The sequence below is a fragment of the Mesorhizobium sp. Root552 genome (assembly GCF_001427285.1).
GTDB lineage: Bacteria > Pseudomonadota > Alphaproteobacteria > Rhizobiales > Rhizobiaceae > Mesorhizobium.
The window spans coordinates 122,397-146,994 of record NZ_LMFV01000061.1 but is presented as its reverse complement, the minus strand read 5'-3'; the positions used below and the strand labels follow the sequence as shown (position 1 = coordinate 146,994).

Below are 24,598 nucleotides of genomic sequence, written 5' to 3'. Positions count from 1 at the left end.
GAAACAGGGAGCCGCGTGATGAGCTTCTTTCCCGGAAACGATCCGAATATCGGCGATGCCTTCGCCTGCGACGCCATCGAACTGATGGTGATCCCCAACGCCCGAGACATTGACGGCTTCCAGGTGCGGCGCGCCTTGCCGACGGCAAAGCGGCGGCTGGTGGGCCCGTTCATCTCTTTCGACCGCATGGGGCCGGCGATCCTGAGGGCAGGGCAGGCGCTGGACGTGCGCCCGCATCCGCATATCGGTCTTTCGACGGTGACCTACCTGTTCGACGGCAAGATAAGGCACCGCGATTCACTCGGCACCGAGATGGTCATCCAGCCGGGCGATGTGAATTTGATGACGGCTGGCCGTGGCATCGTCCATTCCGAGCGCACGCCGGAAGAATTGCGCGGCGCGCCGATGTCGGTGTCCGGCTTGCAGACGTGGCTTGCGCTGCCGGACGGCAAGGAAGAGGTTGCGCCGCTGTTTGAAAACACGGCCAGCGCGGCCCTGCCGCAATTCGACGCTGACGGGGTGAGCGGCCGCATCGTCATCGGCGGCTTTTCCGGCCTGAAATCGCCCGTGCATGCAGCATCCGAAACGCTCTATGCCGATATCAGGCTTGCGCCGGGCGCCAAGGTGCAGATTCCAGCCGATGCCGAGGAGCGCGCAATCTACACGCTGGAAGGCGAGGTTTCGATCTCTGGCGACCGCTTTCCGGCCGAACGGTTGCTGGTGTTCAAGCCGGGTGACGAGATCGTGATATCTTCGGAACACGGTGCGCACTTCATGCTGTTCGGCGGCGCTTCGCTCGGTTCCAAGCGCTACATCTGGTGGAATTTCGTGTCGTCGTCGAAAGAGCGCATCGAACAGGCCAAGGAAGAATGGAAAACCGGCCGCTTCGACATCGTGCCGGGCGACGAGGAGGAGTTCATCCCGTTGCCGGAAGGCTGAGGCGCGCTACGGGACGTCACGGCGCATTTACATTGTAGCTTGTACGGCATATCCCGCTTGTCACCGACAGGAATATGGATGGGCTGCCGACGTGAACCCTAGACCCGACACCCCGCTTCTGGACAAGGTGACCGTTCCGGCGGATTTGCGCGGTTTGCCTGAAACCGCACTGCCGCAACTGGCAGCCGAGTTGCGTACGGAAATGATCGACGCGGTCTCCCAGACCGGCGGCCATCTCGGCGCGGGATTGGGTGTCGTCGAACTGACGGTGGCGCTGCACTACGTCTTCAACACACCGCAGGATCGCGTCATCTGGGATGTCGGCCACCAGGCCTATCCGCACAAGATCTTGAGCGGCCGTCGCGACCGCATCCGCACGCTGAGGCAAGAGGGCGGGCTGTCCGGCTTCACCAAGCGCGACGAGAGCGCCTACGATCCGTTTGGCGCGGCGCATTCTTCCACCTCGATCTCCGCCGGCCTCGGCATGGCGGTGGCGCGCGACCTTTCCGGCGGAAAGAACAACGTCATTGCCGTCATCGGTGATGGCGCGCTGTCGGCGGGCATGGCCTATGAGGCCTTGAACAATGCGGGCGCATTGGGCTCGCGGCTGATCGTCATCCTGAACGACAACGATATGTCGATTGCACCGCCCGTGGGTGCGATGAGCGCCTATCTGGCGCGCCTTGCTTCCGGCCGGACCTATCAAGGCTTTCGCGAATTCGGCAAGAAGCTGACGGGCTATCTCGGCGAGCGGGCCGACCGGGCGATCACCCGCGCCGTGGAACATGCGCGCGGCTATGTCACCGGCGGCACGCTGTTCGAGGAAATGGGCTTCTTCCATATCGGTCCCATAGACGGGCACAATCTGGAACACCTCGTACCCGTCCTGAAGAACGTGCGCGACCACGGCACGGGCCCTGTGCTGATCCATGTCGTGACGCAGAAGGGCAAGGGCTATGCGCCGGCCGAAGCCGCCGCCGACAAGTATCACGGCGTCAACCGCTTCGACGTCATCACCGGCGCGCAGGCGAAGGCTCCAGCCAATGCGCCGAGCTACACCAAGGTGTTTGCCCAAAGCCTGATCCAGGAAGCGCGCGAGGATGAGCGGATCGTTGCCGTGACCGCCGCCATGCCGGGCGGCACCGGCCTCGACCTGTTTGGCGAGGCCTTCCCTGGTCGTACCTTCGATGTCGGCATCGCCGAACAGCATGGGGTGACCTTTGCCGCCGGATTGGCGACGGAGGGCTATAAGCCGTTCGCCGCGATCTATTCGACCTTCCTGCAACGCGCCTACGACCAGGTCGTGCACGACGTGGCGATCCAGAAACTGCCGGTGCGTTTTCCTATCGACCGTGCCGGCTATGTCGGTGCTGATGGCGCGACGCATTGCGGCGCGTTCGACACGACTTTCCTTGCTTCCTTGCCGGGCTTCGTCGTCATGGCGGCGGCGGATGAAGCCGAGTTGCGCCATATGGTGCGCACCGCCGCGAGCTATGACGAAGGTCCGATTTCCTTCCGCTATCCGCGCGGCAATGGTGTCGGCGTCGAGATGCCCGAACGCGGTTCGGTGCTGGAAATCGGCAAGGGCCGTATCGTGAAGGAAGGCACCAAGGTTGCGCTGCTATCGTTTGGAACGCGCCTTGCCGACTGCCTGCTGGCAGCCGAGGAACTGGGCGCGGCAGGGCTTTCGACCACCGTTGCCGACGCACGTTTCGCCAAGCCGCTGGATGAGGGTCTGGTGCGCCGGCTTGCCCGCTCGCACGACGTGCTGGTGACCGTGGAGGAGGGCGCGATTGGCGGCTTCGCCAGCCATGTGCTGCATTTCCTCGCGCATGAAGGGCTGCTCGAAAGCGGCCTCAAGGTGCGCCCGCTGGTGCTGCCCGATGAGTTCACCGACCACGGCAAGCCGGAAAAGATGTACGCCGCTGCCGGCCTTGATGCGGCGGGCATCGTGCATGCCGTCTTTGCCACGCTTGGGCGTTCGGTTGGCGCGCAGCGCGCCTGATTTACTGGATTAGGCCGGTGAATCGGTTTGCAAGCATGGCAACATAAGTCTCTGGTTCGAATCGATTTTGTTCGATTGAGATGGCGCTTGCCTTCGCCCTCGGCTTTCGCCAATGAAGGCCGATGAAGCCTTTCCAGCCAGCCAGTGCGCGCCAGCGGCTTGACGAACTGCTCGTCAATCGTGGGCTGTTCGCCAGCCGTTCGCGTGCCCGCGATGCGGTCGAGCGGGGCACGGTGAGTGTGGATGGCGCGGTGGTGCGCAAGGCGGGCCAAGCTGTTTTGCCAGATGCGTCTATCTCCGTGGACGATCCCGCCCAGGCCTATGTATCTCGGGCGGCGCTGAAGCTGATCGCCGGCCTCGACCATTTCCGGTTCGATGTTTCGGGTTGCGAGGCGCTTGATGTCGGCGCTTCGACCGGTGGTTTCACGCAGGTGCTGCTGGAACGTGGCGCGGCGCATGTGACGGCGATAGATGTCGGCCATGGCCAGATGCATGACGGCATCGCCAACGATCCGCGCGTGACGTCCGTAGAGGGCCTGAACGCCCGCAACCTGTCGTCTGCTGACCTTGGCGGCCGGACACCCGATTTCATCGTCTCCGATGTCAGCTTCATTTCGTTGAAACTGGCGCTGCCGCCGGCGCTGATGTTGGCCAAAGCCGGCGCGCGGGCGCTGCTTCTGGTCAAGCCGCAGTTCGAAGCCGGCAAGGACGCAATCGGCAAGGGCGGATTGTTGAAGGATGCGGCGGATGCCGGGCGGGTGGCTGCGGATTTGCAGGCGTGGCTGGGCGCTCAGCCGGCCTGGCGCGCGCTTGGGCTTTGCCCCTCACCTATCGAAGGCGGCGACGGCAACCGCGAATTCCTGCTTGGGGGCGTCAAGGACAGATGAGCACGCGCTTCACCATCGAGAGGCTTGGCGCGCAGGGCGACGGTGTCGCCAGCGTTGAGGGCGGTCACGTCTTCATTCCCTTCACCTTGCCGGGTGAGATGGTGACGGCCGCGCGCGAACGGGATCGCGCAACGCTGATGGCGCTGCTTGAACCGTCGCCGCTGAGGGTCGAGCCAGCCTGCCGTCATTTCGGCGAATGCGGCGGCTGTGCCGTCCAGCATCTGGAAGACGGCGCCTATCGCGCATGGAAGCGCGAAAAGGTCGTTCAGGCGCTGAAGGCGGTCAGGATCGGCTGCGAGGTTGGCGAGCTTGTGCCGTGCGCCCCGCATACGCGCCGCAGGGTGACGCTGAGCGCGCGCCGCACCGAAAAGGGCATGCTGCTTGGCTTCAATCGGCATCTGTCGGCGGAGATCGTTCCGCTGGACGAATGCCCGGTGACGCTGCCCGGGATCGTTGACGCGTTCGATACGCTGCGCAAGCTGGCGGGTGAAATCTGCGCCACGCCGCGCTCGTTCCACATGTCTGTCACGGCGACGGCCTCCGGGCTCGATGTGGCGGCTGCCGGGTCCGGCAAGATGGAAGATCGCCAGCGCAGGTCGGCATCCGACTTCGTTCTGCGTCACGGGCTGGCCCGGCTCTCCGTGGATGGCGAAATCATCGTCGAGCCGAAGAAGCCGGTGGTGATGTTCGGCGCGGTTGCCGTTGCCGTTCCGCCCGGCTCGTTTCTGCAGGCCACGGAACCAGCGGAGCAGGCAATGATTGGCCTTGTCGGCGCGCATCTTTCGCGGGCCAAGAAGGTCGCCGACCTCTTTGCCGGTTGCGGCAGCTTCGCGCTGCGGCTTGCCGCGAAGTCGGAGGTGCACGCGGTGGAAGGCGATGCGGCCGCTCTTTCCGCGCTCGACAAGGCGTTTCGGTTCGCCTCTGGATTGAAGCGCGTGACGGGGGAGCGCCGCGACCTGTTCCGGCGGCCGCTGACCTTCAAGGAATTGAACGCCTTCGATGGTGTCGTCTTCGATCCGCCGCGCGCCGGTGCGGAAGACCAGTCGAAGCAGCTTGCGCGCTCGGACGTGCCCTTTGTTGCCGCCGTATCGTGCAATCCGGTAACGCTTGCCCGCGATCTCGCCATACTTGTCGCTGGCGGTTACCAGTTGAAAAGCGTGACGCCGATCGACCAGTTCCTGTGGTCGCCGCATGTCGAGGCGGTGGCGCTGTTGGAGAAGCCGAGGAAGCGCAGATAAGGCCCCGTGCTTGAATTGCGCGGGCTTTGCGCTTATTTTGACACTACATTGTCAATTTATGCATGGAGAAGTCATCATGACCTCCGCGGTCCTCGAAATCCCGGCCTCGCGCTTTGGTGAAGGCAAGTCGCCATTCTTGTCGGCGCGGCGCGTGGCCGAGTTGCTTGGCGTGAACCTCAGCGAACTGGCCGGCCTGATCGGCGTCGCCCGCAACACGCTGGCGGCGAAGGCTGGCGCGCGCAAGGTGGATGCGGCACTTAGCCCCGTGGTCCGAATTCTGGCGATGGCCGGCGAAATGGCCGGCGACGAGCAGCGCGCCGCGATCTGGTTCAAGCATCAGCCTATCCCCGGCTGGGCTGGCAAGACTGCCTACGATCTCGTAGGCGAGGGCAAGGCCGACAAGGTTCTGGCCTATCTGGAGGCAGTGCGTTCCGGCGTCTATGCCTGACGCTTCGCCGAAGCTGACCCTGTGGCGCGCCTTCGTGCCGCAATGGGCGCATCTGCCTCTGTCGGGCGAAGGTGCGGCCCGTTTCGGCGGGCGCTGGAATCCGGTTGGTGTGCCGACGATCTATGCCGCCCGCGAGCTATCCACGGCGTGGGCGGAATACAATCAGGGCTTCGTCCAGCATCCCGCACTGATAGCGCAACTGGAGCTGTCGGGCGCGCGGCTGGCCGACCTGACCGACGAAGCGGTGCTTGCCGGATTGGGTGCCAGCGAGGCGATCCACAAATGCGAGTGGCGCGATACGCTCGACCGCAAGGAAGTTCCGCAAACCCATAAGCTGCGCAAGCGGTTGTTGAAGGACGGATGGCACGGCGTCGTCTATCCGTCCTTCATGTCGCCGGGCGGCACCTGCGTTGCGCTATGGCGCTGGAACGGCAAGGACGGCCCGCGCCTCGATGTCATCGATCCCGATCACAGGCTGCCGAAGTCGCCCGCTTCGTGGGTCTAGGAGCACGCAACCGATTATTTGTGAAAACAATCGGTTGGCTCTATCCGGTGAATCGGTTTCGCACGCCGTTTCCGGTCAGACCTGCGTGCCGCCGACCGTCATCTGGTTCATGCGCAGGTGCGGCTGTCCGACGCCGACGGGCACGCCCTGGCCTGCCTTGCCGCACATGCCGATGCCTGTGTCGAGCTTCATGTCGTTGCCGACCATCGTCACACGGTGCATGGCGTCCGGCCCGTTGCCGATCAGCATGGCGCCCTTGATCGGCTGGGTCACCTTGCCGTCCTCGATCAGGTAGGCCTCGGTGCAGCCGAACACGAACTTGCCGGAGGTGATGTCGACCTGGCCGCCGCCGAAGGAGACGGCGTAGACGCCCTTCTTCACCGAGGCGATGATCTCGTCTGGCTCCATGTCGCCGGCGGTCATGTAGGTGTTGGTCATGCGCGGCATCGGCTGGTGCGCATAGCTTTCGCGCCGCCCGTTGCCGGTGGCGGCCATGCCCATCAGGCGGGCGTTGAGCCGGTCCTGCATGTAGCCGACCAGCTTGCCGTCCTCGATCAGAACGTTGCGGGCCGAAGGCGTGCCTTCATCGTCCACGGTGAGCGAGCCGCGCCGCTCGGCAATGGTACCGTCATCGACCACGGTTACGCCCTTGGCCGCGACCTGCTGGCCCATCAGCCCGGCGAAGGCGGAGGTCTTCTTGCGGTTGAAGTCGCCTTCCAGTCCGTGGCCGACCGCTTCGTGCAGCATGACGCCCGGCCAGCCGCTGGACAAAACAATGTCGAAGGTGCCGGCAGGGGCGGGGATGGCCTCAAGGTTTACCAGCGCCTGTCGCAACGCTTCCCCGGCAGCCTGCTTCCAGCTGTCCTCGATCAGGAACTCGCCGAAGCCCTTGCGGCCGCCCATACCGAAGGAACCGCTTTCCTGGCGGTCGCCATCGCCGACAACGACGGCGACGTTGATCCTGACCAGCGGGCGGATGTCGCGCACCGTCTGGCCGTCGCCGCGCAGGATTTCGACATGCTGCCAGGACGATGCCAGCGAGGCGGTGACCTGGCGCACACGCGGGTCTTGCGCGCGCAGCCATGCGTCGATTTCCTGCAGAAGCTTGGACTTGGCTTCGAACGACGGCGAGGGGATCGGGTTCTCGTCGCTGTAGAGATGGCGGTTGGTGCGCTGGGGGGCCGCAGCCAGCGTTCCCGAATAGCCGCCCTTCACCGCCGAGACGGCATCCGAGGCGCGCAAGAGCGCCGTCTCGGACAATTCGCTGGAATGGGCATAGCCGGTCGCTTCGCCGGCCACGGCGCGCAGCCCAAAACCCTGATCGGTGTTGAAGTTCGCCGTTTTCAGCCGGCCATTGTCGAACATCAGGGCTTCGCTCTCGCTGTATTCGAGATAAAGCTCGCCGTCGTCGGCACCTTGCAGCGTGTCGGCGACGATCTTCTTGATGCGGTCGTCGGAAATATCGAACTGGCTGATGAGGCTGGTCATGACGCGGCTACCTTCGAGGCAAATCTTTGCACCCGATGTAGGCGCGCAAGGGCCGCTCGGCAATCACCTTGCATAAAACGACGGTCAGGGCAGGGCGGCGAAGCCGTCTGCAAAACCCTTGAGATCGACTGGAATGCCGATGCCTTCTTCCGGCGTCTGGAAGATGATGAAGGTGGCCGCGGTGCCCGTTTTCAGCGTGTCGAGCAACGATTTTTCGAGGATGACCTCGGCATAGCAGCCGTCCTGGAAACAGCGCACGAAATAGGCGCGGCCGATATCCTTGCCGTCTACGTTGAGACCGAGGCCGTTCGGGAGCAGGACGCCTAGCGGCGCCAGGACGCGCAGGATTTCCGCCTTGTTGTCGGCGGTGCGCAAGACGACGACCGACAGCCCCATTTCGGGGCGATCCTCGGCGACGACGTTCTGCATCATCACGCATTGTTCGGCGCTGGCACCCGCAGGCGTGTCGCAGATGATCGACCACGCACCGTGGGTGGACTTAACGCTGCCGCTCGGCTGTGCGGCAAGGCTTGAGCCGGCGCACAACAAGGCGGCGAGAAAAATGACCTTTGCCAAGGTTCTCGAAACCCAAGAGTTCATGACGGCTCCACTACGAATCACGGCACTTTAAGCTGCGCCGAAGCCAAGGAAAAGGACGCCAGCGCGTTCAATTGCTTTTGACTGCGGCGATAATGGGGTTTTTCAAGTGAAATTTGCCTGCCGACCCGCCGCTCAGGCCCGCGGGCTTCATTTTGCCATGGTGGTTCCTGCCCGCGACCCGATCCGGTTGCGCGCAAAAATGCCGCATGATTGGCGGACCTCCTTCCTTGCGGTAGAACAAAGAGTATGGTTTGAACCAGCAACGGAGTGTCCGGGATTCCCGTCCCGGCGCGCATTGGATATTCTCGCAGCCGCGCTGCGAGGCAGGGGAGATGATAAGGGCGATGAGAAAGATCGTTGCAGGGGGCTTGAGCGCTTTCGCTACTTTGCTTGCCGGGGCATCCGCCCAGGCGGCGCAGCCGGCGGAATGGGAAATGCGGTTCCAGCCTGCCGCGACCGACATCATGCACCAGATAACGTGGTTCGAGGAATACACGCTCTGGTTCATTATCCCGATCACTCTGCTGGTCCTGTTCCTTCTGGCCTATTGCATCGTGAAGTTCCGCGCGAGCGTGAACCCGAACCCTTCGCGCACCAGCCACAACACGCTGATCGAGGTGATCTGGACCGTCGGCCCGGTCCTGATCCTGCTGTTCATCGCCGTTCCTTCGTTCCAGCTGCTTACCAACCAGTATACCCCGCCTGAAGAAGCGAAGCTGACGATCAAGGCTACCGCCAACCAGTGGAACTGGGACTACGAGTACCAGACCGAAGATCCGCTTTCGTTCAACTCGGCCATTCTGGCCGACGCGGACCGGGCTGGTCTCGGCAAGGAAGACAGGGTCGTCTACCCGCGCCTGCTCGCTGTCGACAACGAGATGGTGGTGCCTGCCAACACGATGGTCCGCGTTCTCGTAACCGCCGCAGATGTCATCCATGCATTCGCGATGCCGTCTTTCGGCATCAAGACCGACGCCGTTCCCGGCCGCATCAACGAGGTTTGGTTCAAGGTCGAGAAGGAAGGCTTCTACTACGGCCAGTGCTCCGAACTGTGCGGCAAGGACCATGCCTTCATGCCGATCGCCATTCGCGTCGTGTCCGAGGACCAGTACAACACCTGGCTCGCGGCCGCGAAGAGCGACCTGCCCGGCGCGAACAAGGCGTTGACCGCCGAAATCACTGCCGAGCGGAACGTGGCGGCAGCCGGAAACTAATTCGTCACAGGCCTAAGGCTTACAAACCCAGGGATTCAAGGCAACGGAACCGAACATGGCACACGCTGCAGCACATGACGATCATCATCACACGCCTCGCGGTTGGGTTCGCTGGGTCTACTCCACCAACCACAAGGACATCGGCACGCTCTACCTGATCTTCGCGATCATCGCGGGCATCATCGGCGGCTTCATGTCCGTGATGATGCGCTGGGAACTTGCTGAGCCCGGAATCCAGATATTCCACGGCCTTGCCTCGATGGTGTACGGCGTCGATGGCGATGCTGCCCTTGATGCCGGCAAGCACATGTTCAACGTGTTCACCACCATGCATGCGCTGATCATGATCTTCTTCATGGTCATGCCCGCGCTTATCGGCGGTTTCGCCAACTGGATGGTGCCGATCATGATCGGCGCGCCGGACATGGCTTTCCCGCGCATGAACAACATCTCGTTCTGGCTGCTCCCGCCGGCTCTCTTCCTGCTCCTGACCTCGTTCTTCGTGCCGAGTGCGCCAGGCGCCTACGGCATCGGCGGCGGCTGGACGATGTATCCGCCGTTCTCGACAACGGGCCAGCCTGGCCCGGCCATGGATCTGGCGATCCTTTCGCTCCACATCGCGGGCGCTTCGTCCATCCTCGGCGCGATCAACTTCATCACCACCATCTTCAACATGCGCGCTCCCGGCATGACGCTGCACAAGATGCCGCTGTTTGCCTGGTCTGTGCTGATCACCGCCTTCCTGCTCCTGCTGTCGCTCCCGGTTCTGGCCGGCGGCATCACGATGCTTCTCACCGACCGCAATTTCGGCACCACGTTCTTCACGCCGGACGGCGGTGGCGACCCGATCCTGTTCCAGCACCTGTTCTGGTTCTTCGGCCATCCGGAAGTCTACATCCTGATCCTGCCGGGTTTCGGCATTGTCAGCCACATCGTGTCGACCTTCTCGCGCAAGCCGGTGTTCGGTTATCTCGGCATGGCTTACGCCATGGTTGCGATCGGCGCCGTCGGCTTCGTCGTGTGGGCGCACCACATGTTCACCTCGGGCATTTCGCTTGATGCGCAGCGCTACTTCACCTTCGCCACCATGGTCATCGCGGTGCCGACCGGCGTGAAGATCTTCTCGTGGATTGCCACGATGTGGGGTGGCTCGATCTCGATGCGCACGCCGATGCTGTGGGCCATCGGGTTCATCTTCCTGTTCACCATCGGTGGTGTCACCGGCGTGCAGCTTGCCAATGCGGGCCTCGACCGTTCGATGCACGACACCTACTACGTGGTTGCGCACTTCCACTACGTGCTGTCGCTGGGCGCGGTGTTCGCGATCTTCGCGGCTTGGTACTACTGGTTCCCGAAGATGACCGGCTACATGTATTCGCCGTTCATTGCGCGCGCCCATTTCTGGATCACCTTCATCGGCGTCAACATCATCTTCTTCCCGCAGCACTTCCTTGGCCTGTCGGGCATGCCGCGCCGCTATATCGACTATCCGGATGCGTTTGCCGGCTGGAACATGGTTTCTTCCTACGGTTCCTACCTCTCGGCATTCGGCGTGCTGGTCTTCCTCGTGGGTGTGTTCGAGGCGTTCTCCAAGAAGCGGATCGCCGGCGCCAATCCGTGGGGCGAAGGTGCGACGACGCTGGAGTGGCAACTGCCTTCGCCGCCGCCCTACCACCAGTGGGAACAGCTTCCCCGCATCAAGTAAGGCGGGTTATCGAGATCGAAATCGCCGGCGGTCGCCGGCGGTTTTGGCCAAACGGAATGATTGGACTTTTGAGTACGAATGGCCCTGGTTGAAGAAACACATATGGAGGAGACGGCCTTCCGCATGTCGGAAGCGACGGCCGGCGACTTCTTTGCACTCTTGAAGCCGAGGGTCATGTCCCTGGTGGTGTTCACCGCCTTCGTGGGCCTTGCTTCGGCGCCTGTGGCGATCAATCCGTTCATCGCCATGATCGCTATTCTTGCCATAGCCATCGGTGCGGGCGCCTCGGGTGCGCTCAACATGTGGTATGACGCCGATATCGATGCCGTCATGACCCGCACCGCCACCCGGCCGGTGCCGTCGGGCAGGGTCACGCCCGGCGAGGCGCTGAGTTTCGGCCTTGTCCTGTCGGCGCTCTCCGTGATGACGCTCGGCGTGCTGGTCAACTGGCTCTCCGCATCGCTGCTGGCCTTCACCATTTTCTTCTACGCCGTCATCTACACGATGTGGCTGAAGCGCTGGACCCCGCAGAACATCGTCATCGGCGGCGCGGCCGGCGCTTTCCCGCCCATGATCGGCTGGGCTGCTGCGACGGGTTCGATCAGTCTCGAAAGCGTGATCCTGTTCCTGATCATCTTCCTGTGGACGCCGCCGCACTTCTGGGCGCTCGCCCTGTTCAAATCCGACGACTACCAGCGCGCCGGCGTCCCGATGATGCCGAACGTCGCTGGCGAGGCATCGACACGCCGGCAGATATTCGCTTATGCGCTGGTGCTGGCGCCGATAGGCGTGTTGCCCTGGGGCCTTGGCTATACGACTGCAGTCTACGGTATCGTCGCGTTGCTGCTCGGAGCAGGCTTCGTCTGGTATTCCTGGAAGGTGCTGCGCATGGGTGACGCCGACCGCACAATGAAGCCAGCCAAGGCGTTGTTCGGTTATTCGCTTCTCTATCTGTTCGCGATCTTTGCCGTCTATCTCGGTGATCGTCTCGTTGAACACGCCTTGAACCTTGGCGGAGTGTGACGGCGATGGGTGAGATCGAGTACGTAGCCCTTACCGAACGCCAGAAGAAGGCCCGGCGCAACCGTTCCATTGCGATCGGACTGGCACTGGCCGCGCTTGTCGTTATTTTCTACGTTGCGACCATTGCGAAGTTTGGTCCCGCCATCCTCAACCGGCCAATGTGAGGAAGCGATGAGCGTCGAACCGAACATGGACAGGGCAAAACAAAACAACAATCGCGTTGTCGCTGCTGTTTGCGTTGCATTTTTTGGCGGCATGGTCGGAATGGCCTATGCGGCTGTGCCGCTCTATTCGCTGTTCTGTCAGGTAACGGGTTACGGCGGCACCACGCAGCGCACGACGCAGTATGCCGACCGGATTCTGGACCGGGACATCACCATCCGTTTCGACGCCAACACGGCCGGCATCCCGTGGAAGTTCGAGCCTGTGGCGCGGTCCGTCACGATCAAGATCGGTGAGACGACGCAGGCGCACTACACCGCGACAAATCTGTCGGACAAGCCGGTGACCGGCCGTGCGACGTTCAACGTGACGCCAGATCTTGCCGGAGCCTATTTCAACAAGGTTGAATGCTTCTGCTTCACCGATACGACGCTGAAGCCCGGCGAGACGCTGGATATGCCGGTGGTCTTCTATGTCGATCCCGACATTGTCGATTTGCCGGAAATGAAGGATGTAAAGACGATCACGCTGTCTTATACGATGTTCCCCACTGAGGGAGACAAGCCGGTGGCCTCGGCACCGGTCGAGGACGACGGCAAGACAGTTTCGAATACCGAAGGGAAACTCGGGGGCTGACATGGCAGACGCGCACGCTAAACCGCAACACGACTACCACATCATCGATCCCAGTCCGTGGCCGTTCATCGGTTCGGTCGGCGCGCTGGTGATGGCGATTGGTGGCGTGGGCTGGATGCAGTACCTCAAGGGTAACGAGTTCCACCTGTTCGGTGTGAACATGGCGACCCCGTGGATATTCTTCATAGGCCTGCTGATCGTTCTCTACACGATGTTCTCCTGGTGGTCGGATACCATCAAGGAAGCACATGAGGGCCACCACACGCGCGTGGTGTCGCTGCACCTGCGCTACGGCATGATCATGTTCATCGCCTCCGAGGTGATGTTCTTCGTTGCGTGGTTCTGGGCTTTCTTCGACGCCAGCCTGTTCCCCAACGAGGTGCACCAGTATGCCCGCACCGAGTTCACCGGTGGCGTGTGGCCGCCGAAGGGCATCGAAGTCCTCGACCCCTTCCACCTGCCGCTCTACAACACCATCATCCTGCTGCTTTCCGGCACGACGGTGACCTGGGCGCACCATGCGCTGATCCATGGCGACCGCAAGGGCCTCATCAACGGCCTCGCCCTGACAGTCGGTCTCGGCGTCCTGTTCAGCTTCGTGCAGGCATACGAGTACATGCACGCTCCGTTTGCGTTCAAGGAATCCATCTACGGCGCGACCTTCTTCATGGCCACCGGCTTCCATGGTTTCCACGTCCTGATCGGCACGATCTTCCTGATCGTCTGCCTGATCCGCGCGGTCCGTGGCGACTTCACGCCCAAGCAGCATTTCGGTTTCGAAGCCGCCGCCTGGTACTGGCACTTCGTTGACGTGGTCTGGCTGTTCCTATTTGCCTCGATCTATGTCTGGGCATCTTCGGGAGCGACTATCGCAGCCGGCCACTGATCCGGATTTCGATTGTAAAATGAGGCGGCTGCGGCAACGTGGCCGCCTTATCTTTTGGGCCTGCTTGCTGGTAGAATGGCATCCATGAATGAGGACAAGGCCATCTGGCCGCCCGTCGATCCGATCCAGGCCGGTCTTGCCGGCAGGTGCCCGCGCTGCGGTGAAGGGCGGCTGTTTTCCGGCTTTCTTTCGGTGGGCACGGGTTGCGGCAATTGCGGACTGGACTATTCATATGCGGACGCTGGCGACGGTCCCGCGGTGTTCGTCATTCTCATCATCGGTTTTGTTGTGGTCGGATTGGCGCTGTGGGTGGAAGTATCCTACAGTCCGCCACTGTGGCTGCACTTCAGTCTCTGGGTGCCGCTGCTTATTGTCCTGTGCCTGACTGCCCTCAGATTGATCAAGGGCGTGCTCCTGACGCTGCAATACCGCAACAAGGCTGCTGAAGGCAGGCTGGACAAAAGCCAATGACAAGTCAGCCAGTATCGGTTGGCGCACCTTCGCGCCGCCGCACCATTGCCGCGCTCGTGCTGGGCTTGGCCGGCATCGCCATCCTTCTTGCGCTGGGAACCTGGCAGGTGCAGCGCCTGCACTGGAAGGAAGCCATTCTTCAGACCATCGACCAGCGGATGCACGCCCCGGCGCAGCCCCTGGCGGATGTCGAGAGGAAGTTCGCCGCGGATGGCGACGTTGACTATGTCCCGGTCACGGTGACCGGAACCTTCCTGCATGAGGCTGAACGCCACTTCTTCACCACTTGGCAGGGCCAATCGGGCTTCGATGTCTTTACGCCCCTGAAGCTGGGCGATGGCCGTTTTGTTTTCATCAATCGCGGTTTCGTTCCTTACGACATGAAAGACCCGGCCAAGCGTCCCGAGGGCCAGATGGCGGGCGCTGTGACCGTGACCGGTCTTGCCCGGAACCCGCTTGCGGCGAAGCCGTCGGGAATGTTGCCGGACAACGATCCGGCGAAGAATATCTTCTATTGGAAAGACCGCGACGCCATGGCTGCGAGCGCCGGCCTTCCGGCAGACTATCAACTGGTGCCGATCTTCATCGATGCCGATGCGACACCCAACCCCGGCCATCTGCCGATGGGCGGCGTCACTCTCATCGACCTGCCCAACAACCATCTGCAATATGCCATCACCTGGTATGGCCTCGCGGCAGCGCTTGCTGGCGTCCTGCTCTTTTCGCTGCGACGGCCGAAACAGGTGGAGTGAAACCCACCGACCTTGACAGGGCAGGCATGCACGCCCCATGTCGGGCCTCACACATGATGTGGAATTCATGCAGCACACGAGACTGGCCGAGACCGACGTGACCGAGACCAAGCCACTGTTGACGATAAGGCTTTGCCAGCCGCGCGGGTTTTGCGCTGGCGTCGATCGGGCGATTCAGATCGTGGTGCTTGCCCTGAAGAAATACGGCGCGCCCGTCTATGTGCGCCACGAGATCGTGCACAACCGCTACGTGGTCGAAGGGCTTCAGAACCTCGGCGCGGTCTTCATCGAAGAGCTTTCCGAAATCCCCGACGAGCATCATCATTGCCCTGTGGTGTTCTCCGCCCATGGTGTGCCGAAGTCTGTTCCGGCCGATGCGGTGGCGCGAAACCTGTTTTATCTCGACGCCACCTGTCCTCTGGTTTCGAAGGTCCACAAGCAGGCCATGCGCCACCAGCGCCTCGGCCGCCATGTGCTTTTGATCGGCCATGCCGGACATCCGGAAGTGATCGGCACGATGGGCCAGTTGCCGGACGGGGCGGTTACCCTGGTCGAAACGGCGGACGACGCGCGAAGTTTCGAGCCGGCTGATCCCGACGCGCTTGGTTTCGTCACGCAGACCACGTTGTCGGTCGAGGACACGGCTCATGTTATCGAGGCGTTGCAGGAGCGTTTTCCCGCTTTGCAGGCGCCTGCGGCGGAATCGATCTGCTACGCCACCACGAACCGGCAGGAGGCGGTGAAAGAGACGGCTTCGGGTGCCGATCTTTATCTTGTGGTTGGTGCTCCCAATTCGTCCAACTCGCGTCGCCTGGTCGAGGTCGCGGAACGGGCCGGCGCGCGCATGTCGCTTCTGGTCCAGCGCGCGACGGATATTCCGTGGCAAGAGATCGAAGGCATTTCTACGATCGGGCTTTCAGCCGGTGCTTCGGCTCCGGAGATCATCGTCGATGAGATTATCGATGCGTTTCGCGCGCGTTTCGAGGTATCCGTCGAACTCGCGGTAACGGCAACGGAGACGGAGGATTTCCCGGTGATGCGCGTTCTGCGCGATGTCGAATTGACCAAGGCCGACATGGCTTTCGTCAACGGGACACGCTAGCCGATGGCGGTCTATACCGACATTTCCGAAGTCGAACTGACGGCGTTCATCGCCAAATACGACATCGGCGAATTGCTGTCTTACAAGGGTATTGCCGAGGGCGTCGAGAACTCGAACTTCCTGCTGCACGCCACCAGCGCGGCATACATCCTGACGCTCTATGAGAAGCGTGTGAACCGGGACGACCTGCCGTTCTTCCTTGGGCTGATGCAGCATCTTTCCGACAAGGGCATTCGCTGCCCATTGCCGGTCAAGCGCAGCGACGGCGAAATCATCGGGGAACTGGCCGAGCGCCCGGCGGCTATCGTGACCTTCCTTGAAGGCATGTGGATGCGTCGGCCAAACGTCGAGCACTGCCGCGAGGTGGGAGCCGCCCTTGCCGCGATGCATCTGGCCGGCCGGGATTTCCCACTCCGGCGCAAGAACGGTCTTACCATCGACGGCTGGCGGCCCTTGTGGGAAAAGGCGCGCGACCGCGCCGATGAAGTCGAACCCGGCCTGGCCACGGAAGTCGAGGCCGATCTCGCCGAATTCGAGACCAACTGGCCGTCCAGCCTGCCGGTCGGCGTCATCCATGCCGATCTTTTCCCGGATAACGTCTTCTTTCTCGGCAAGCGGCTATCGGGGTTGATCGATTTCTATTTCGCCTGCACCGACCTGTTGGCGTATGACGTCGCCGTCTGCCTCAACGCGTGGTGTTTTGAAAAGGACAATTCCTTCAATCTCACCAAGGGCATGGCTTTGCTCGGAGGATATACGGCTGTTCGGCCATTGTCGCAGGAAGAGGCCGCAGCACTGCCGATGCTGGCTCGAGGTTCAGCGCTGCGTTTCATGCTGACAAGGTTGTACGACTGGCTGAACACGCCGGAAGGCAGCCTCGTGGTGAAGAAGGACCCGTTGGAATATCTGCGCCGCATGCGGTTCCATCGCCATGTCGCTTCGGCGGCCGAATACGGGCTGAGGGCGTCGTGAAGAACGTCGAGATTTTCACTGATGGAGCATGCTCCGGAAATCCGGGACCTGGCGGATGGGGTGCGATCCTGCGCTTCAACGGCGCTACCCGTGAACTGTCGGGTGGCGAGCAACTGACCACCAACAACCGCATGGAATTGATGGCGGCGATCTCGGCGTTGAATGCGTTGAAGGAGCCTTGCACCGTCGATCTTCATACGGATTCCAGCTACGTCAAGGATGGCATTTCAAGCTGGATAGAAGGCTGGAAGCGGCGGGGCTGGAAGACAGCCGATAACAAGCCGGTCAAGAATGTCGAACTTTGGCAGGCGCTGGATGAAGCCCGCAGGCGCCACAAGGTCACTTGGCACTGGGTGAAGGGCCACGCCGGCCACCCGGAGAACGAACGCGCGGACGAACTCGCCCGGGCCGGCATGGCGCCCTTCAAGAAGGGGCCGATGAAACCTGCGGCCACGCCGACACCGAGCGGCAAGGCAACCGCTTCGACGTCCAGGAAACCGAAACGCTCGTCACAGAGCTATTGATCTGACCGCAGCAAAACGGGTCCAATTCTTCAGAGCTGTTCGAGAATCCGGGCTGCGCCCGATTCCACCGCCTGACCGGGCGTTCCCTCGAGGTTGATCGTCGTGACCCGTTCGTCATCGACGATCATCGAAAACCGCTTCGAGCGCAGACCCATGCCGCCGCCAGACATGTCGGCATCGAGGCCGAGTGACTTTATGAACTGGGCATTTCCGTCGGCAAGATAAAGGATCTTGCCTTCGCCGCCAGTGAAGCGGGCCCACGCACCCATGACATGATGGTCGTTGACTGCAACAACGGCGATTGTGTCCGCGCCGCGCGCGAGGATGGCATCGTGGTTCTCGAGATAACCGGGAAGATGGTTGTTGCTGCAAGTTGGCGTGAACGCGCCGGGGACGCCGAAAAGCACGACTTTCTTGCCGGCGAAGATGTCCGCTGTCGTCAGGCTTTTTGCGCCGTCCTCAGTCATAGTCTTGAAGGTTGCTTCGGGCAGCTTGTCGCCAACGGAAATCGTCATTGCAGTCCTCGCTTGTCAGGAAATTCAGAGGGGGGCGGTTCGGCGCCTTAGAAATTGAGTGTTCTAATCCAGATATGAAACGCTGTAGCCCGTTGGTTACAGGGCAGCAATCGTCAAATCTATCATGGGTAGGGCAGCACGCCGGAGACCGAAGCGCCGTCATCCGTCAGCGTGTAGAACAGTCCTTCGCCTACCGGGGCTTCAGACGGCCTGTCGAGGATCGTCACGGAAAACACCGTCTTGCCGGATTTCACGCTTTTGACCGGCGTACCGAACATGTAGCCCTGTTCGCCAGCAACGAAGAAGTCTGTTTCTTTACCGTCGCCCGGAGTTTTGGCCTCGACAACCAATGTTTCCCGATCACCCGGCAACACATCGATGCCGAAATCGGCCTGAGCCGGCGCCGGCAGCGCAGCTTGCGCCGCCATGACGACTGCGGCGTCCGCCTGACTATCGGGGTCGGTGTCCGGATCGACGGTAAATTTGGCCTGAACTGGAATGCAGATCGTTTCGCAGATGCCAAGCAGAACATCGGCCTCGATCTTCACCGGTTCACTGGGAGAGGAAACTTTGAATACGACGGGCAAGGTGACGGGGTAGTCGTAGCCTGCCCACTTGCTGTAGCCGTCGTCGTGGCGTTGTGGAGCAGGATAGGCCAGTACGGCCGTCGAGATATTACTGCTGCGCCCGACGCCGATCTGCGGAGGGACACCGCTGTCGCCGGGGTCGCGCCAATAGGTTTTCCAACCTGGCTTGAGCGCGATCTCCAGTGCGCCTTGCAGCTTGCCTTGTGCATCCGGCTTGCCGGTTGTGACAAGACGCACCTTGCCGCCCTCGCTGTCGTGCCAGTCGGATGAAGAGGCGGTTGCAGGCGAGGCGGCAACCCCAAGGGCAAAGATGGCGGACGCCAGTAGGACAAAGCTTCGCATGGCCGTTGAATTGAGCATTGCGGGACGTTGAGGCAACCGATTTTCGCACGTGAGGCGTATCATTTTTGCGTTACCCAGCGCACGCGGAGGCGGTCCAAATAGTTCTCGCGCAATGTCGGCGCACCTTTCACAGGGGAGGGAAACGCGCTACCCTTGCGTCATGGATTTGTTGCGCAACAAAGGCAAGCCCGCAGGCGGCGGCTTTCTCGATGACCAGTTCCTCATTGCCATGCCCGGCATGAAGGACAACCGTTTCGCGCGGTCGGTCATCTATGTGTGTGCGCACAGCGATGAAGGCGCAATGGGGCTGATTATCAACCAGACCCAGCAGATGCTTTTTCCGGACCTTCTCGTCCAGCTTGGCATCATGGACGAGCAGGAGGCCATCCGTTTGCCGCCGCCCGCCCGCGACTTCATTGTCCGCAATGGCGGGCCGGTCGATCGTAGCCGTGGGTTTGTGCTGCATTCCGGCGACTACCGCGTCGAATCTTCCCTGAATGTGTCCGACGAGGTTTGCCTGACGGCCACTGTGGACATCCTTCGGGCCATTTCGACCGGACGAGGGCCGCGGCGTGCCCTGATGGCGCTCGGCTATTCGGGCTGGGGTGCTGGTCAGTTGGAAAGCGAAATCGCCCAGAATGGCTGGTTGACCTGCCCGGCGACGCCCGAACTACTGTTCGATCCCGATATCGAGAGCAAATACGACCGTATCCTTGCTGCGATAGGCATCGACATCGCGCATTTGAGCTCGGCCGCCGGCCACGCCTGAGTCGCTATCTTTCAGCGTCAGGATTTGCAGGGCGCCTTAAGCCCGCTCGAGCGGGTACTGTTCCTTCAGCATCTTCAAAACCTGGTCGCCCGCGACAGGTGCGCCGAACATGAAGCTCTGGACGTATTCGCAGCCGATCTGGCGCAGCTCCAGCGCATCGCTTTGATCGGAAATGCCTTCCGCCACCACTGACAGGCCCAGTTCATGCGCCATGTTGACCATCGATTTGATGAGCATGGCGCGCTTCGGCGTCGTGTCGTCTACGAAACTCTTGTCGATCTTGATGGTGTCGAAGGGGAAGCGCGTGAGATAGGAGAGCGACGAATAGCCGGTGCCGAAATCGTCCAGCGACAAGCCGATGCCAAGACGCTTCAGCTTGTTGAGGATGTGGGCGGCCTGTTCGGGATTGTCCATCACCAGCGATTCGGTGAGCTCAAGTCGGAAGCAGCGAGCCTTGAGGTTGGCTCGGGCAATGACCGAGCGCACGTCGCTGACCAGATCGCGGCGGATCAACTGGCGGCTGGACAGGTTGACCGAAACCGACAGCGGCGCATCGCTGATCTGCTTTTGCCATGATGCGAGGTCTTCGGCTGCACGCTGCATGGCAAACAGGCCAAGCTGGACGATCAGGCCGCAATTTTCGGCGACCGGAATGAAGTCGCCCGGCGGGATCATGCCGCGCCTTGGGTGGTCCCAGCGCAATAGTGCCTCGAAACCGGCAATGCTGTTGTCTTCCAATCGCACGATGGGCTGGTAGGCAAGGGTAAATTCACGCCGTTCGATGGCACGCCTGAGATCGGACTCGAATTGCAGCTTGTCGGTGCCGACTGTGCGGAAGGCGGGCCGGAACGGCTCGATCCGGTCGCCGCCGAAGCGTTTTGCCTGATGAAGCGCAAGCTCGGCGTCCTTGACCATGTCTTCCGCAGCGGTTTGCTCGGAAGTCCAGGTGATGAGGCCCATCGAGGCAGTGAGCACGATTTCGCGCTTGGCGAAGGTGATAGGGGCGCTGATGGCCTGCTTGATCGCTTCGGCCACCGCTGCGATGCGCGCCGGGTCCTGTTCCGACAACAGCATGAGGGCGAATTGGTCACCGGCGAAGCGCGATAGCGAATCCTTCGGCTTGAGCAGGCGATGCAAGCGCCGTGCGATGGTAAGCAGGATGGTGTCGCCGGCCGAAATGCCAAGCCCGTCATTGACCTGCTTGAAGCGGTCGATATCGATGACAAACACCGTTGGCCGGACCTTTTCCTCGGTTCGCGCGATCGAGATCACCGCTTCCAGCCGGTTCATGAACAATTCGCGATTGGGCAAGCCTGTAAGGTTGTCGTGCACGGCATCGTGCAGCAGGCGCTCCTCGGCCTTCTTCTGCTCGGTCACATCGACCATGGTGCCGACGCAGCGGATCACTTCGCCGTCGGATCCGATAACGGGGCGGGCGCGCAGCGCAAACCAGTGGTAGTGGCCGTCGGCACCGCGCAGGCGGAAGCTTTGGGAGACGCGGCCGCGGCGGTGCTCAAGCACGATATCCAACGTGGTGCGGAACGTGTCGCGGTCGTCCGCGTGCAGGACAGGCAGCCAGTTGCGGGCAGGGCCGCCAAGGCTATTGGGCGCGAGCCCAAGCTGCAGGCTGACATCGGGGCGGGTGACGACGCGGTCGCGCAGCACGTCCCAGTCCCACACGATGTCGCCCGAACCGATGACCGCCAGCGCCTGCCGCTCGATGTCGGAGAAAAGCCCCTGATGCAGCGCGCCGCCGGCGAACGCATGCTGCATGACGGTGAAGCCGATGAGCAGGATGATGAGGATCAGGCCGCCGCCCAGTGCCGGTTGCACGATATCGTTGTCGAGCAGGCCATTGACCGCCATCCATGAGCCGGTCAGCCATAGCAGAACCATGACCCAGCTTGGCACCAGCATGATGGCGCGGTCGTAGCCGCGTATGCCGAGCATGATGATGAGGCCGATGCCTGTCAGTGCCGTTGCTGCGAAGGACAGCCGCGCAATGCCGGCTGCCACCGCGGGATCGATGATGGCGATGCCGGCGATAAGCGCCAGACCCAGCACCCATACCAACGCGCCGTAGCTGAAATGGCCGTGCCAGCGGTTGAGATTGAGATAGGCGAACAGGAACACAACAAAGGTCGCGGCGAGCCCGACCTCCGTGCCTGCTCGCCATAGTTGCTCGTTGCCGGGCGACATCTCGATGATCTTGCTGAGGAAACCGAAATCAACGCAGATATAGGCAAGCACTGCCCAGGAAAGGGCCGCCGTTGCCGGAAACATCGAGGTTCCTTTGACCACGAACAGGATGGTCAGGAACAGCGCCAGAAGGCCGGCGATACCGATGACGATGCCGCGATAGAGCGTGTAGGAATTGACGGAATCCTTGTAAGCCTCCGGCTCCCACAGATAGACCTGCGGCAGTTTCGGCGAGGCGAGATCGGCGACGAAGGTGACAACCGCACCAGGGTTCAGCGTGACCCGGAACACGTCGGCGTCGGGGCTCACCTGCCGGTCGAGGGCAAAGCCCTCGCTGGGCGTAATGGCGGCAATACGCGTCGAGCCGAGATCGGGCCAGAACAGGCCGGAATTGACGAGCCGGAAATGCGGCGCGACGATGAGGCGGTCGATCTGCTGGTCGGTGGTATTGGCCAGCGCGAACACCGCCCAATCGCCGGTGGAGCGCTTGTCATTGCTCTCAACTTCGATGCGACGCACGATGCCGTCGGGACCGGGAGCGGTCGAAACCTGGAAATTTTCACCCTGGTTGCGATAAATCTCAACCGCGCCGGAAAGGTCCAGGGCCACGTCGTCGCGCGCGATCTTGATCGGCTCGATCGCATATGACGAGCTGACCGAGCAAATGGTGACCAGAGCTGCAAGAATGAAGGCGAGCAGCGACCTGATTCGCGGAAATGTCGTCAAAAATCAGTCCTTTGTTCGCGCACCCGAATGATCGTCCACGATCCGGGCGTATAGATAATGGTCCTGCCAGGAACCATTGATCCTGAGATAGGATCGTAACAGTCCTTCGCGCTGGAATCCGGCTTTTTCAAGCACGCGGATCGAGCGGGCGTTGTCGGGAATACAGGCCGCTTCAACCCGGTGCAACTTTAGCGTATCGAAAGCGAACCGCACCAGCACATTTACCGAATCCGTCATCAGGCCGCGCCCGGCATAACGCTCGCCCATCCAGTAGCCGAGATGGGCGCTTTGGCAGACGCCATGACGAATATTGCCCAGTGTAATGCCGCCGGCCAGCTTGCCGCTGGTCTTTTCCACAATGAACAGAGCGATGGCCATGCCCTGGGCATAATCCTCGCGGTAGCGGCCGATCCTGTGACGCCACGCGGTGCGGTCCAACTCGTCCGGCGTCCAGCGCGGTTCCCAGCGCTCGAGAAAGGCGCGGCTTTCTCCGCGCAATGCAGCCCATTCCCGATAGTCGCTAGCCAGTGGAAAGCGCAGGATTACTTTCTCGCCTTTCAGCGCCGGCAGGTCGCGGCGGAAGAAAGGAAGCGCGAACACAATGGGCTATACGGCAACACGCCGTGCTGGAGCGCCGGCGTTGGGAAGCACGTCGAGGATCGCCTCGTAGGGCGCAAGCGTTCCAACTGGGCCGACTGCGGTCAGCGTCGGCTTGGTGGAAAATAGCCGTGCCGACAGATCGGTAAGCCTGCCGACAGTCAGCGCCGCAAGGCGCTCCATCAGCTCTTCCTTCGGAATGGGCCTGCCGAACAGCAGAAGCTGGCGCGCAATCTGCGAAGCGCGGCTTGCCGGGCTTTCCGCCGACATGATGAGGCCGGCCCGATACTGTGCCCGCGCACGGTCCAGTTCTTCCTGGAAGATTTCTTCTCCGGCCTTCTGCAATTCGTTGGCGATGACCGGCACCAGTTCGCCGATATTGCTTTGGCCGGTCGCGGCATGCACGCCGAAAATGCCGGTGTCGGAAAAACCCCAGTGGAAGGCATAGACGGAATAGCACAAGCCGCGCTTCTCACGCACTTCCTGGAACAGTCGCGACGACATGCCTCCGCCCAGGATCATCGACAGCACCTGCGAGGCGTAGAAGTCGCGCACATGATAGGCGCGGCCTTCGAAGCCCAGCACGATCTGCGCGTCCATAAGGTCGCGGTCTTCGCGAAAGTCGCCGCCCACATATTGCGCATATTGCGGCGTGACGCTTTCCGCATGCGGGCGGAACCCGCCGAGCTTGTCTTCGACCTGGCGCACGAAATCGTCGTGCTTGATGTCTCCAGCGGCGACCACGACCATGCGGTCAGCGCCATACTGGCGTTCCATGAAGTCGTGCAATTGCCTGGATGTAAAGGATTGCACCGTTTCCGGCGTGCCGAGGATGGAGCGGCCGAGGGTCTGGTGACGGAAAGCCGTTTCGGTGAAGCGGTCGAAGACGATATCGTCCGGGGTGTCGTGGGCAGCGCCTATTTCCTGCAGGATGACGTGCTGCTCGCGTGAAAGCTCATCCGGATCGAAAGTGGAATCCTGCAGGATGTCAGAAAGTATATCCACCGCCAGCGGAACATCGTCCGAAAGCACTCTTGCATAGAAGGAGGTGGTTTCGACGCTGGTCGCCGCGTTGATCTCGCCGCCGACATTCTCGATGTCGGAAGCGATCTGGAAGGCGCTTCGCTTGCTGGTGCCCTTGAACGCCATGTGTTCAAGCAGGTGAGCCATTCCATGCTCGTCGTCGCGTTCGTTGCGGGCCCCGGATTTGACCCAGGCGCCTAAAGCGACGGATTCGATGCTTGGAAGGGTTTCGGTGGCGACTGTCAGGCCGTTCGACAGACGGCTTACCTCAACACCCATATAA

General features: G+C 61.7%; 26 protein-coding genes. 18 read left to right on the top strand and 8 right to left on the bottom strand.

Annotated features, from left to right (window positions below):
* The first annotated feature begins 18 nt into the window (after window positions 1-18).
* From ASD50_RS19885 to ASD50_RS19860, 6 genes are all read left to right on the top strand, one after another.
* On the top strand, window positions 19-939 hold the full coding sequence (locus ASD50_RS19885; protein WP_056245224.1) for a pirin family protein: 921 nt from the start codon (window positions 19-21) through the stop codon (window positions 937-939).
* 91 nt (window positions 940-1,030) lie between these two features.
* Window positions 1,031-2,944, top strand: coding sequence for a 1-deoxy-D-xylulose-5-phosphate synthase (dxs, locus tag ASD50_RS19880; RefSeq protein ID WP_056245221.1), 1,914 nt, complete (start codon window positions 1,031-1,033; stop codon window positions 2,942-2,944).
* A 122-nt stretch (window positions 2,945-3,066) separates the two neighbouring features.
* Complete coding sequence (locus ASD50_RS19875) at window positions 3,067-3,831, top strand: TlyA family RNA methyltransferase (protein WP_056245217.1); 765 nt, start codon at window positions 3,067-3,069, stop codon at window positions 3,829-3,831.
* A complete protein-coding gene (locus ASD50_RS19870) occupies window positions 3,828-5,069 on the top strand; it encodes a class I SAM-dependent RNA methyltransferase (protein ID WP_056245214.1) in 1,242 nt (413 codons plus the stop codon). The genes ASD50_RS19875 and ASD50_RS19870 overlap by 4 nt, the downstream gene beginning before the upstream one ends.
* Window positions 5,070-5,145: 76 nt before the next feature.
* The gene (locus ASD50_RS19865; RefSeq protein WP_056245802.1) at window positions 5,146-5,517 is read left to right on the top strand and encodes an antitoxin Xre/MbcA/ParS toxin-binding domain-containing protein; all 372 of its coding nucleotides are present in this window, start codon (window positions 5,146-5,148) and stop codon (window positions 5,515-5,517) included.
* A complete protein-coding gene (locus ASD50_RS19860) occupies window positions 5,510-6,022 on the top strand; it encodes an RES family NAD+ phosphorylase (protein WP_056245209.1) in 513 nt (170 codons plus the stop codon). Before ASD50_RS19865 ends, ASD50_RS19860 begins: the two co-directional genes overlap by 8 nt.
* A 75-nt stretch (window positions 6,023-6,097) precedes the next feature.
* Here the strand turns inward: ASD50_RS19860 and tldD are convergent, their stop codons facing one another.
* The 3 genes from tldD to ASD50_RS23320 all read right to left on the bottom strand — a co-directional run bounded on the left by tldD (window position 6,098) and on the right by ASD50_RS23320 (window position 8,406).
* Window positions 6,098-7,510: a metalloprotease TldD gene (tldD, locus tag ASD50_RS19855; RefSeq protein ID WP_056245206.1), complete on the bottom strand. Its 1,413-nt coding sequence runs from the start codon at window positions 7,508-7,510 to the stop codon at window positions 6,098-6,100.
* 84 nt (window positions 7,511-7,594) lie between these two features.
* Window positions 7,595-8,110, bottom strand: a complete 516-nt coding sequence (locus ASD50_RS19850; RefSeq protein ID WP_056245204.1) for an invasion associated locus B family protein — start codon at window positions 8,108-8,110, stop codon at window positions 7,595-7,597.
* Between the two features lie 17 nt (window positions 8,111-8,127).
* Complete coding sequence (locus ASD50_RS23320) at window positions 8,128-8,406, bottom strand: hypothetical protein (RefSeq protein WP_156465193.1); 279 nt, start codon at window positions 8,404-8,406, stop codon at window positions 8,128-8,130.
* A 48-nt stretch (window positions 8,407-8,454) separates the two neighbouring features.
* Between ASD50_RS23320 and coxB the strand changes: the two genes are divergently transcribed.
* From coxB to rnhA, 11 genes are all read left to right on the top strand, one after another.
* Window positions 8,455-9,324: a cytochrome c oxidase subunit II gene (gene coxB / locus ASD50_RS19845; RefSeq protein WP_244484589.1), complete on the top strand. Its 870-nt coding sequence runs from the start codon at window positions 8,455-8,457 to the stop codon at window positions 9,322-9,324.
* Between the two features lie 55 nt (window positions 9,325-9,379).
* Window positions 9,380-11,029 (top strand): cytochrome c oxidase subunit I, encoded by a 1,650-nt coding sequence (gene ctaD / locus ASD50_RS19840; RefSeq protein ID WP_056245197.1) that lies wholly within the window; start codon window positions 9,380-9,382, stop codon window positions 11,027-11,029.
* Window positions 11,030-11,107: 78 nt separating this feature from the next.
* On the top strand, window positions 11,108-12,052 hold the full coding sequence (locus ASD50_RS19835; RefSeq protein WP_056245193.1) for a heme o synthase: 945 nt from the start codon (window positions 11,108-11,110) through the stop codon (window positions 12,050-12,052).
* A 5-nt stretch (window positions 12,053-12,057) separates the two neighbouring features.
* Entirely contained in the window at window positions 12,058-12,216 is a 159-nt protein-coding gene (locus ASD50_RS23315; RefSeq protein ID WP_156465192.1) for a hypothetical protein, read from the top strand.
* Window positions 12,217-12,223: 7 nt separating this feature from the next.
* Window positions 12,224-12,850, top strand: coding sequence for a cytochrome c oxidase assembly protein (locus ASD50_RS19825; RefSeq protein WP_056245188.1), 627 nt, complete (start codon window positions 12,224-12,226; stop codon window positions 12,848-12,850).
* Between the two features lies 1 nt (window position 12,851).
* Entirely contained in the window at window positions 12,852-13,736 is an 885-nt protein-coding gene (locus ASD50_RS19820; RefSeq protein WP_056245185.1) for a cytochrome c oxidase subunit 3, read from the top strand.
* Between the two features lie 84 nt (window positions 13,737-13,820).
* Complete coding sequence (locus tag ASD50_RS19815) at window positions 13,821-14,207, top strand: DUF983 domain-containing protein (protein WP_056245798.1); 387 nt, start codon at window positions 13,821-13,823, stop codon at window positions 14,205-14,207.
* Window positions 14,204-14,959: an SURF1 family protein gene (locus ASD50_RS19810; RefSeq protein WP_056245182.1), complete on the top strand. Its 756-nt coding sequence runs from the start codon at window positions 14,204-14,206 to the stop codon at window positions 14,957-14,959. Before ASD50_RS19815 ends, ASD50_RS19810 begins: the two co-directional genes overlap by 4 nt.
* Window positions 14,960-15,026: 67 nt before the next feature.
* Entirely contained in the window at window positions 15,027-16,061 is a 1,035-nt protein-coding gene (gene ispH / locus ASD50_RS19805) for a 4-hydroxy-3-methylbut-2-enyl diphosphate reductase (protein WP_056245793.1), read from the top strand.
* Window positions 16,062-16,064: 3 nt separating this feature from the next.
* On the top strand, window positions 16,065-17,033 hold the full coding sequence (locus ASD50_RS19800) for a homoserine kinase (RefSeq protein ID WP_056245178.1): 969 nt from the start codon (window positions 16,065-16,067) through the stop codon (window positions 17,031-17,033).
* Window positions 17,030-17,557: a ribonuclease HI gene (gene rnhA / locus ASD50_RS19795; RefSeq protein ID WP_082549760.1), complete on the top strand. Its 528-nt coding sequence runs from the start codon at window positions 17,030-17,032 to the stop codon at window positions 17,555-17,557. Before ASD50_RS19800 ends, rnhA begins: the two co-directional genes overlap by 4 nt.
* A gap of 29 nt (window positions 17,558-17,586) precedes the next feature.
* Here rnhA and ASD50_RS19790 read toward each other — a convergent pair whose 3' ends face one another.
* The gene (locus tag ASD50_RS19790; RefSeq protein WP_056245167.1) at window positions 17,587-18,072 is read right to left on the bottom strand and encodes a peroxiredoxin; all 486 of its coding nucleotides are present in this window, start codon (window positions 18,070-18,072) and stop codon (window positions 17,587-17,589) included.
* A 122-nt stretch (window positions 18,073-18,194) separates the two neighbouring features.
* Window positions 18,195-19,001 (bottom strand): protein-disulfide reductase DsbD domain-containing protein, encoded by an 807-nt coding sequence (locus ASD50_RS19785; RefSeq protein WP_056245790.1) that lies wholly within the window; start codon window positions 18,999-19,001, stop codon window positions 18,195-18,197.
* Window positions 19,002-19,161: 160 nt separating this feature from the next.
* Between ASD50_RS19785 and ASD50_RS19780 the strand changes: the two genes are divergently transcribed.
* Window positions 19,162-19,770 carry a YqgE/AlgH family protein gene (locus ASD50_RS19780; protein ID WP_056245163.1) on the top strand — a complete coding sequence of 203 codons (609 nt, stop codon included), beginning with the start codon at window positions 19,162-19,164 and terminating at the stop codon, window positions 19,768-19,770.
* A 36-nt stretch (window positions 19,771-19,806) separates the two neighbouring features.
* Here the strand turns inward: ASD50_RS19780 and ASD50_RS19775 are convergent, their stop codons facing one another.
* Genes ASD50_RS19775 through ASD50_RS19765 form a run of 3 tightly spaced genes read right to left on the bottom strand, consistent with a single transcriptional unit; the run spans window position 19,807 to window position 24,594 of the window.
* On the bottom strand, window positions 19,807-22,695 hold the full coding sequence (locus tag ASD50_RS19775; protein ID WP_056245161.1) for an EAL domain-containing protein: 2,889 nt from the start codon (window positions 22,693-22,695) through the stop codon (window positions 19,807-19,809).
* Window positions 22,696-22,698: 3 nt separating this feature from the next.
* The gene (locus ASD50_RS19770; protein WP_056245158.1) at window positions 22,699-23,295 is read right to left on the bottom strand and encodes a GNAT family N-acetyltransferase; all 597 of its coding nucleotides are present in this window, start codon (window positions 23,293-23,295) and stop codon (window positions 22,699-22,701) included.
* 6 nt (window positions 23,296-23,301) lie between these two features.
* Window positions 23,302-24,594, bottom strand: a complete 1,293-nt coding sequence (locus tag ASD50_RS19765; protein ID WP_056245155.1) for a M16 family metallopeptidase — start codon at window positions 24,592-24,594, stop codon at window positions 23,302-23,304.
* Window positions 24,595-24,598: the final 4 nt, after the last annotated feature.

Excerpts from the sequence above, each read along its gene's own strand:
- ASD50_RS19785 (WP_056245790.1), bottom strand. The coding sequence starts at position 19,001 with ATGCGAAGCTTTGTCCTACTGGCGTCCGCCATCTTTGCCCTTGGGGTT.
- ASD50_RS19780 (WP_056245163.1), top strand. The coding sequence starts at position 19,162 with ATGGATTTGTTGCGCAACAAAGGCAAGCCCGCAGGCGGCGGCTTTCTC.
- ASD50_RS19860 (WP_056245209.1), top strand. The coding sequence starts at position 5,510 with ATGCCTGACGCTTCGCCGAAGCTGACCCTGTGGCGCGCCTTCGTGCCG.
- ASD50_RS19825 (WP_056245188.1), top strand. The coding sequence starts at position 12,224 with ATGAGCGTCGAACCGAACATGGACAGGGCAAAACAAAACAACAATCGC.
- tldD (WP_056245206.1), bottom strand. The coding sequence starts at position 7,510 with ATGACCAGCCTCATCAGCCAGTTCGATATTTCCGACGACCGCATCAAG.
- ASD50_RS19765 (WP_056245155.1), bottom strand. The coding sequence starts at position 24,594 with ATGGGTGTTGAGGTAAGCCGTCTGTCGAACGGCCTGACAGTCGCCACC.
- ASD50_RS23320 (WP_156465193.1), bottom strand. The coding sequence starts at position 8,406 with ATGCGCGCCGGGACGGGAATCCCGGACACTCCGTTGCTGGTTCAAACC.
- ASD50_RS19885 (WP_056245224.1), top strand. The coding sequence starts at position 19 with ATGAGCTTCTTTCCCGGAAACGATCCGAATATCGGCGATGCCTTCGCC.
- ASD50_RS23315 (WP_156465192.1), top strand. The coding sequence starts at position 12,058 with ATGGGTGAGATCGAGTACGTAGCCCTTACCGAACGCCAGAAGAAGGCC.
- ASD50_RS19835 (WP_056245193.1), top strand. The coding sequence starts at position 11,108 with ATGGCCCTGGTTGAAGAAACACATATGGAGGAGACGGCCTTCCGCATG.
- ASD50_RS19810 (WP_056245182.1), top strand. The coding sequence starts at position 14,204 with ATGACAAGTCAGCCAGTATCGGTTGGCGCACCTTCGCGCCGCCGCACC.
- ASD50_RS19800 (WP_056245178.1), top strand. The coding sequence starts at position 16,065 with ATGGCGGTCTATACCGACATTTCCGAAGTCGAACTGACGGCGTTCATC.
- ASD50_RS19790 (WP_056245167.1), bottom strand. The coding sequence starts at position 18,072 with ATGACGATTTCCGTTGGCGACAAGCTGCCCGAAGCAACCTTCAAGACT.
- ctaD (WP_056245197.1), top strand. The coding sequence starts at position 9,380 with ATGGCACACGCTGCAGCACATGACGATCATCATCACACGCCTCGCGGT.
- ASD50_RS19865 (WP_056245802.1), top strand. The coding sequence starts at position 5,146 with ATGACCTCCGCGGTCCTCGAAATCCCGGCCTCGCGCTTTGGTGAAGGC.
- ASD50_RS19875 (WP_056245217.1), top strand. The coding sequence starts at position 3,067 with ATGAAGCCTTTCCAGCCAGCCAGTGCGCGCCAGCGGCTTGACGAACTG.
- coxB (WP_244484589.1), top strand. The coding sequence starts at position 8,455 with ATGAGAAAGATCGTTGCAGGGGGCTTGAGCGCTTTCGCTACTTTGCTT.
- ispH (WP_056245793.1), top strand. The coding sequence starts at position 15,027 with ATGCAGCACACGAGACTGGCCGAGACCGACGTGACCGAGACCAAGCCA.
- ASD50_RS19850 (WP_056245204.1), bottom strand. The coding sequence starts at position 8,110 with ATGAACTCTTGGGTTTCGAGAACCTTGGCAAAGGTCATTTTTCTCGCC.
- ASD50_RS19870 (WP_056245214.1), top strand. The coding sequence starts at position 3,828 with ATGAGCACGCGCTTCACCATCGAGAGGCTTGGCGCGCAGGGCGACGGT.
- ASD50_RS19815 (WP_056245798.1), top strand. The coding sequence starts at position 13,821 with ATGAATGAGGACAAGGCCATCTGGCCGCCCGTCGATCCGATCCAGGCC.
- ASD50_RS19820 (WP_056245185.1), top strand. The coding sequence starts at position 12,852 with ATGGCAGACGCGCACGCTAAACCGCAACACGACTACCACATCATCGAT.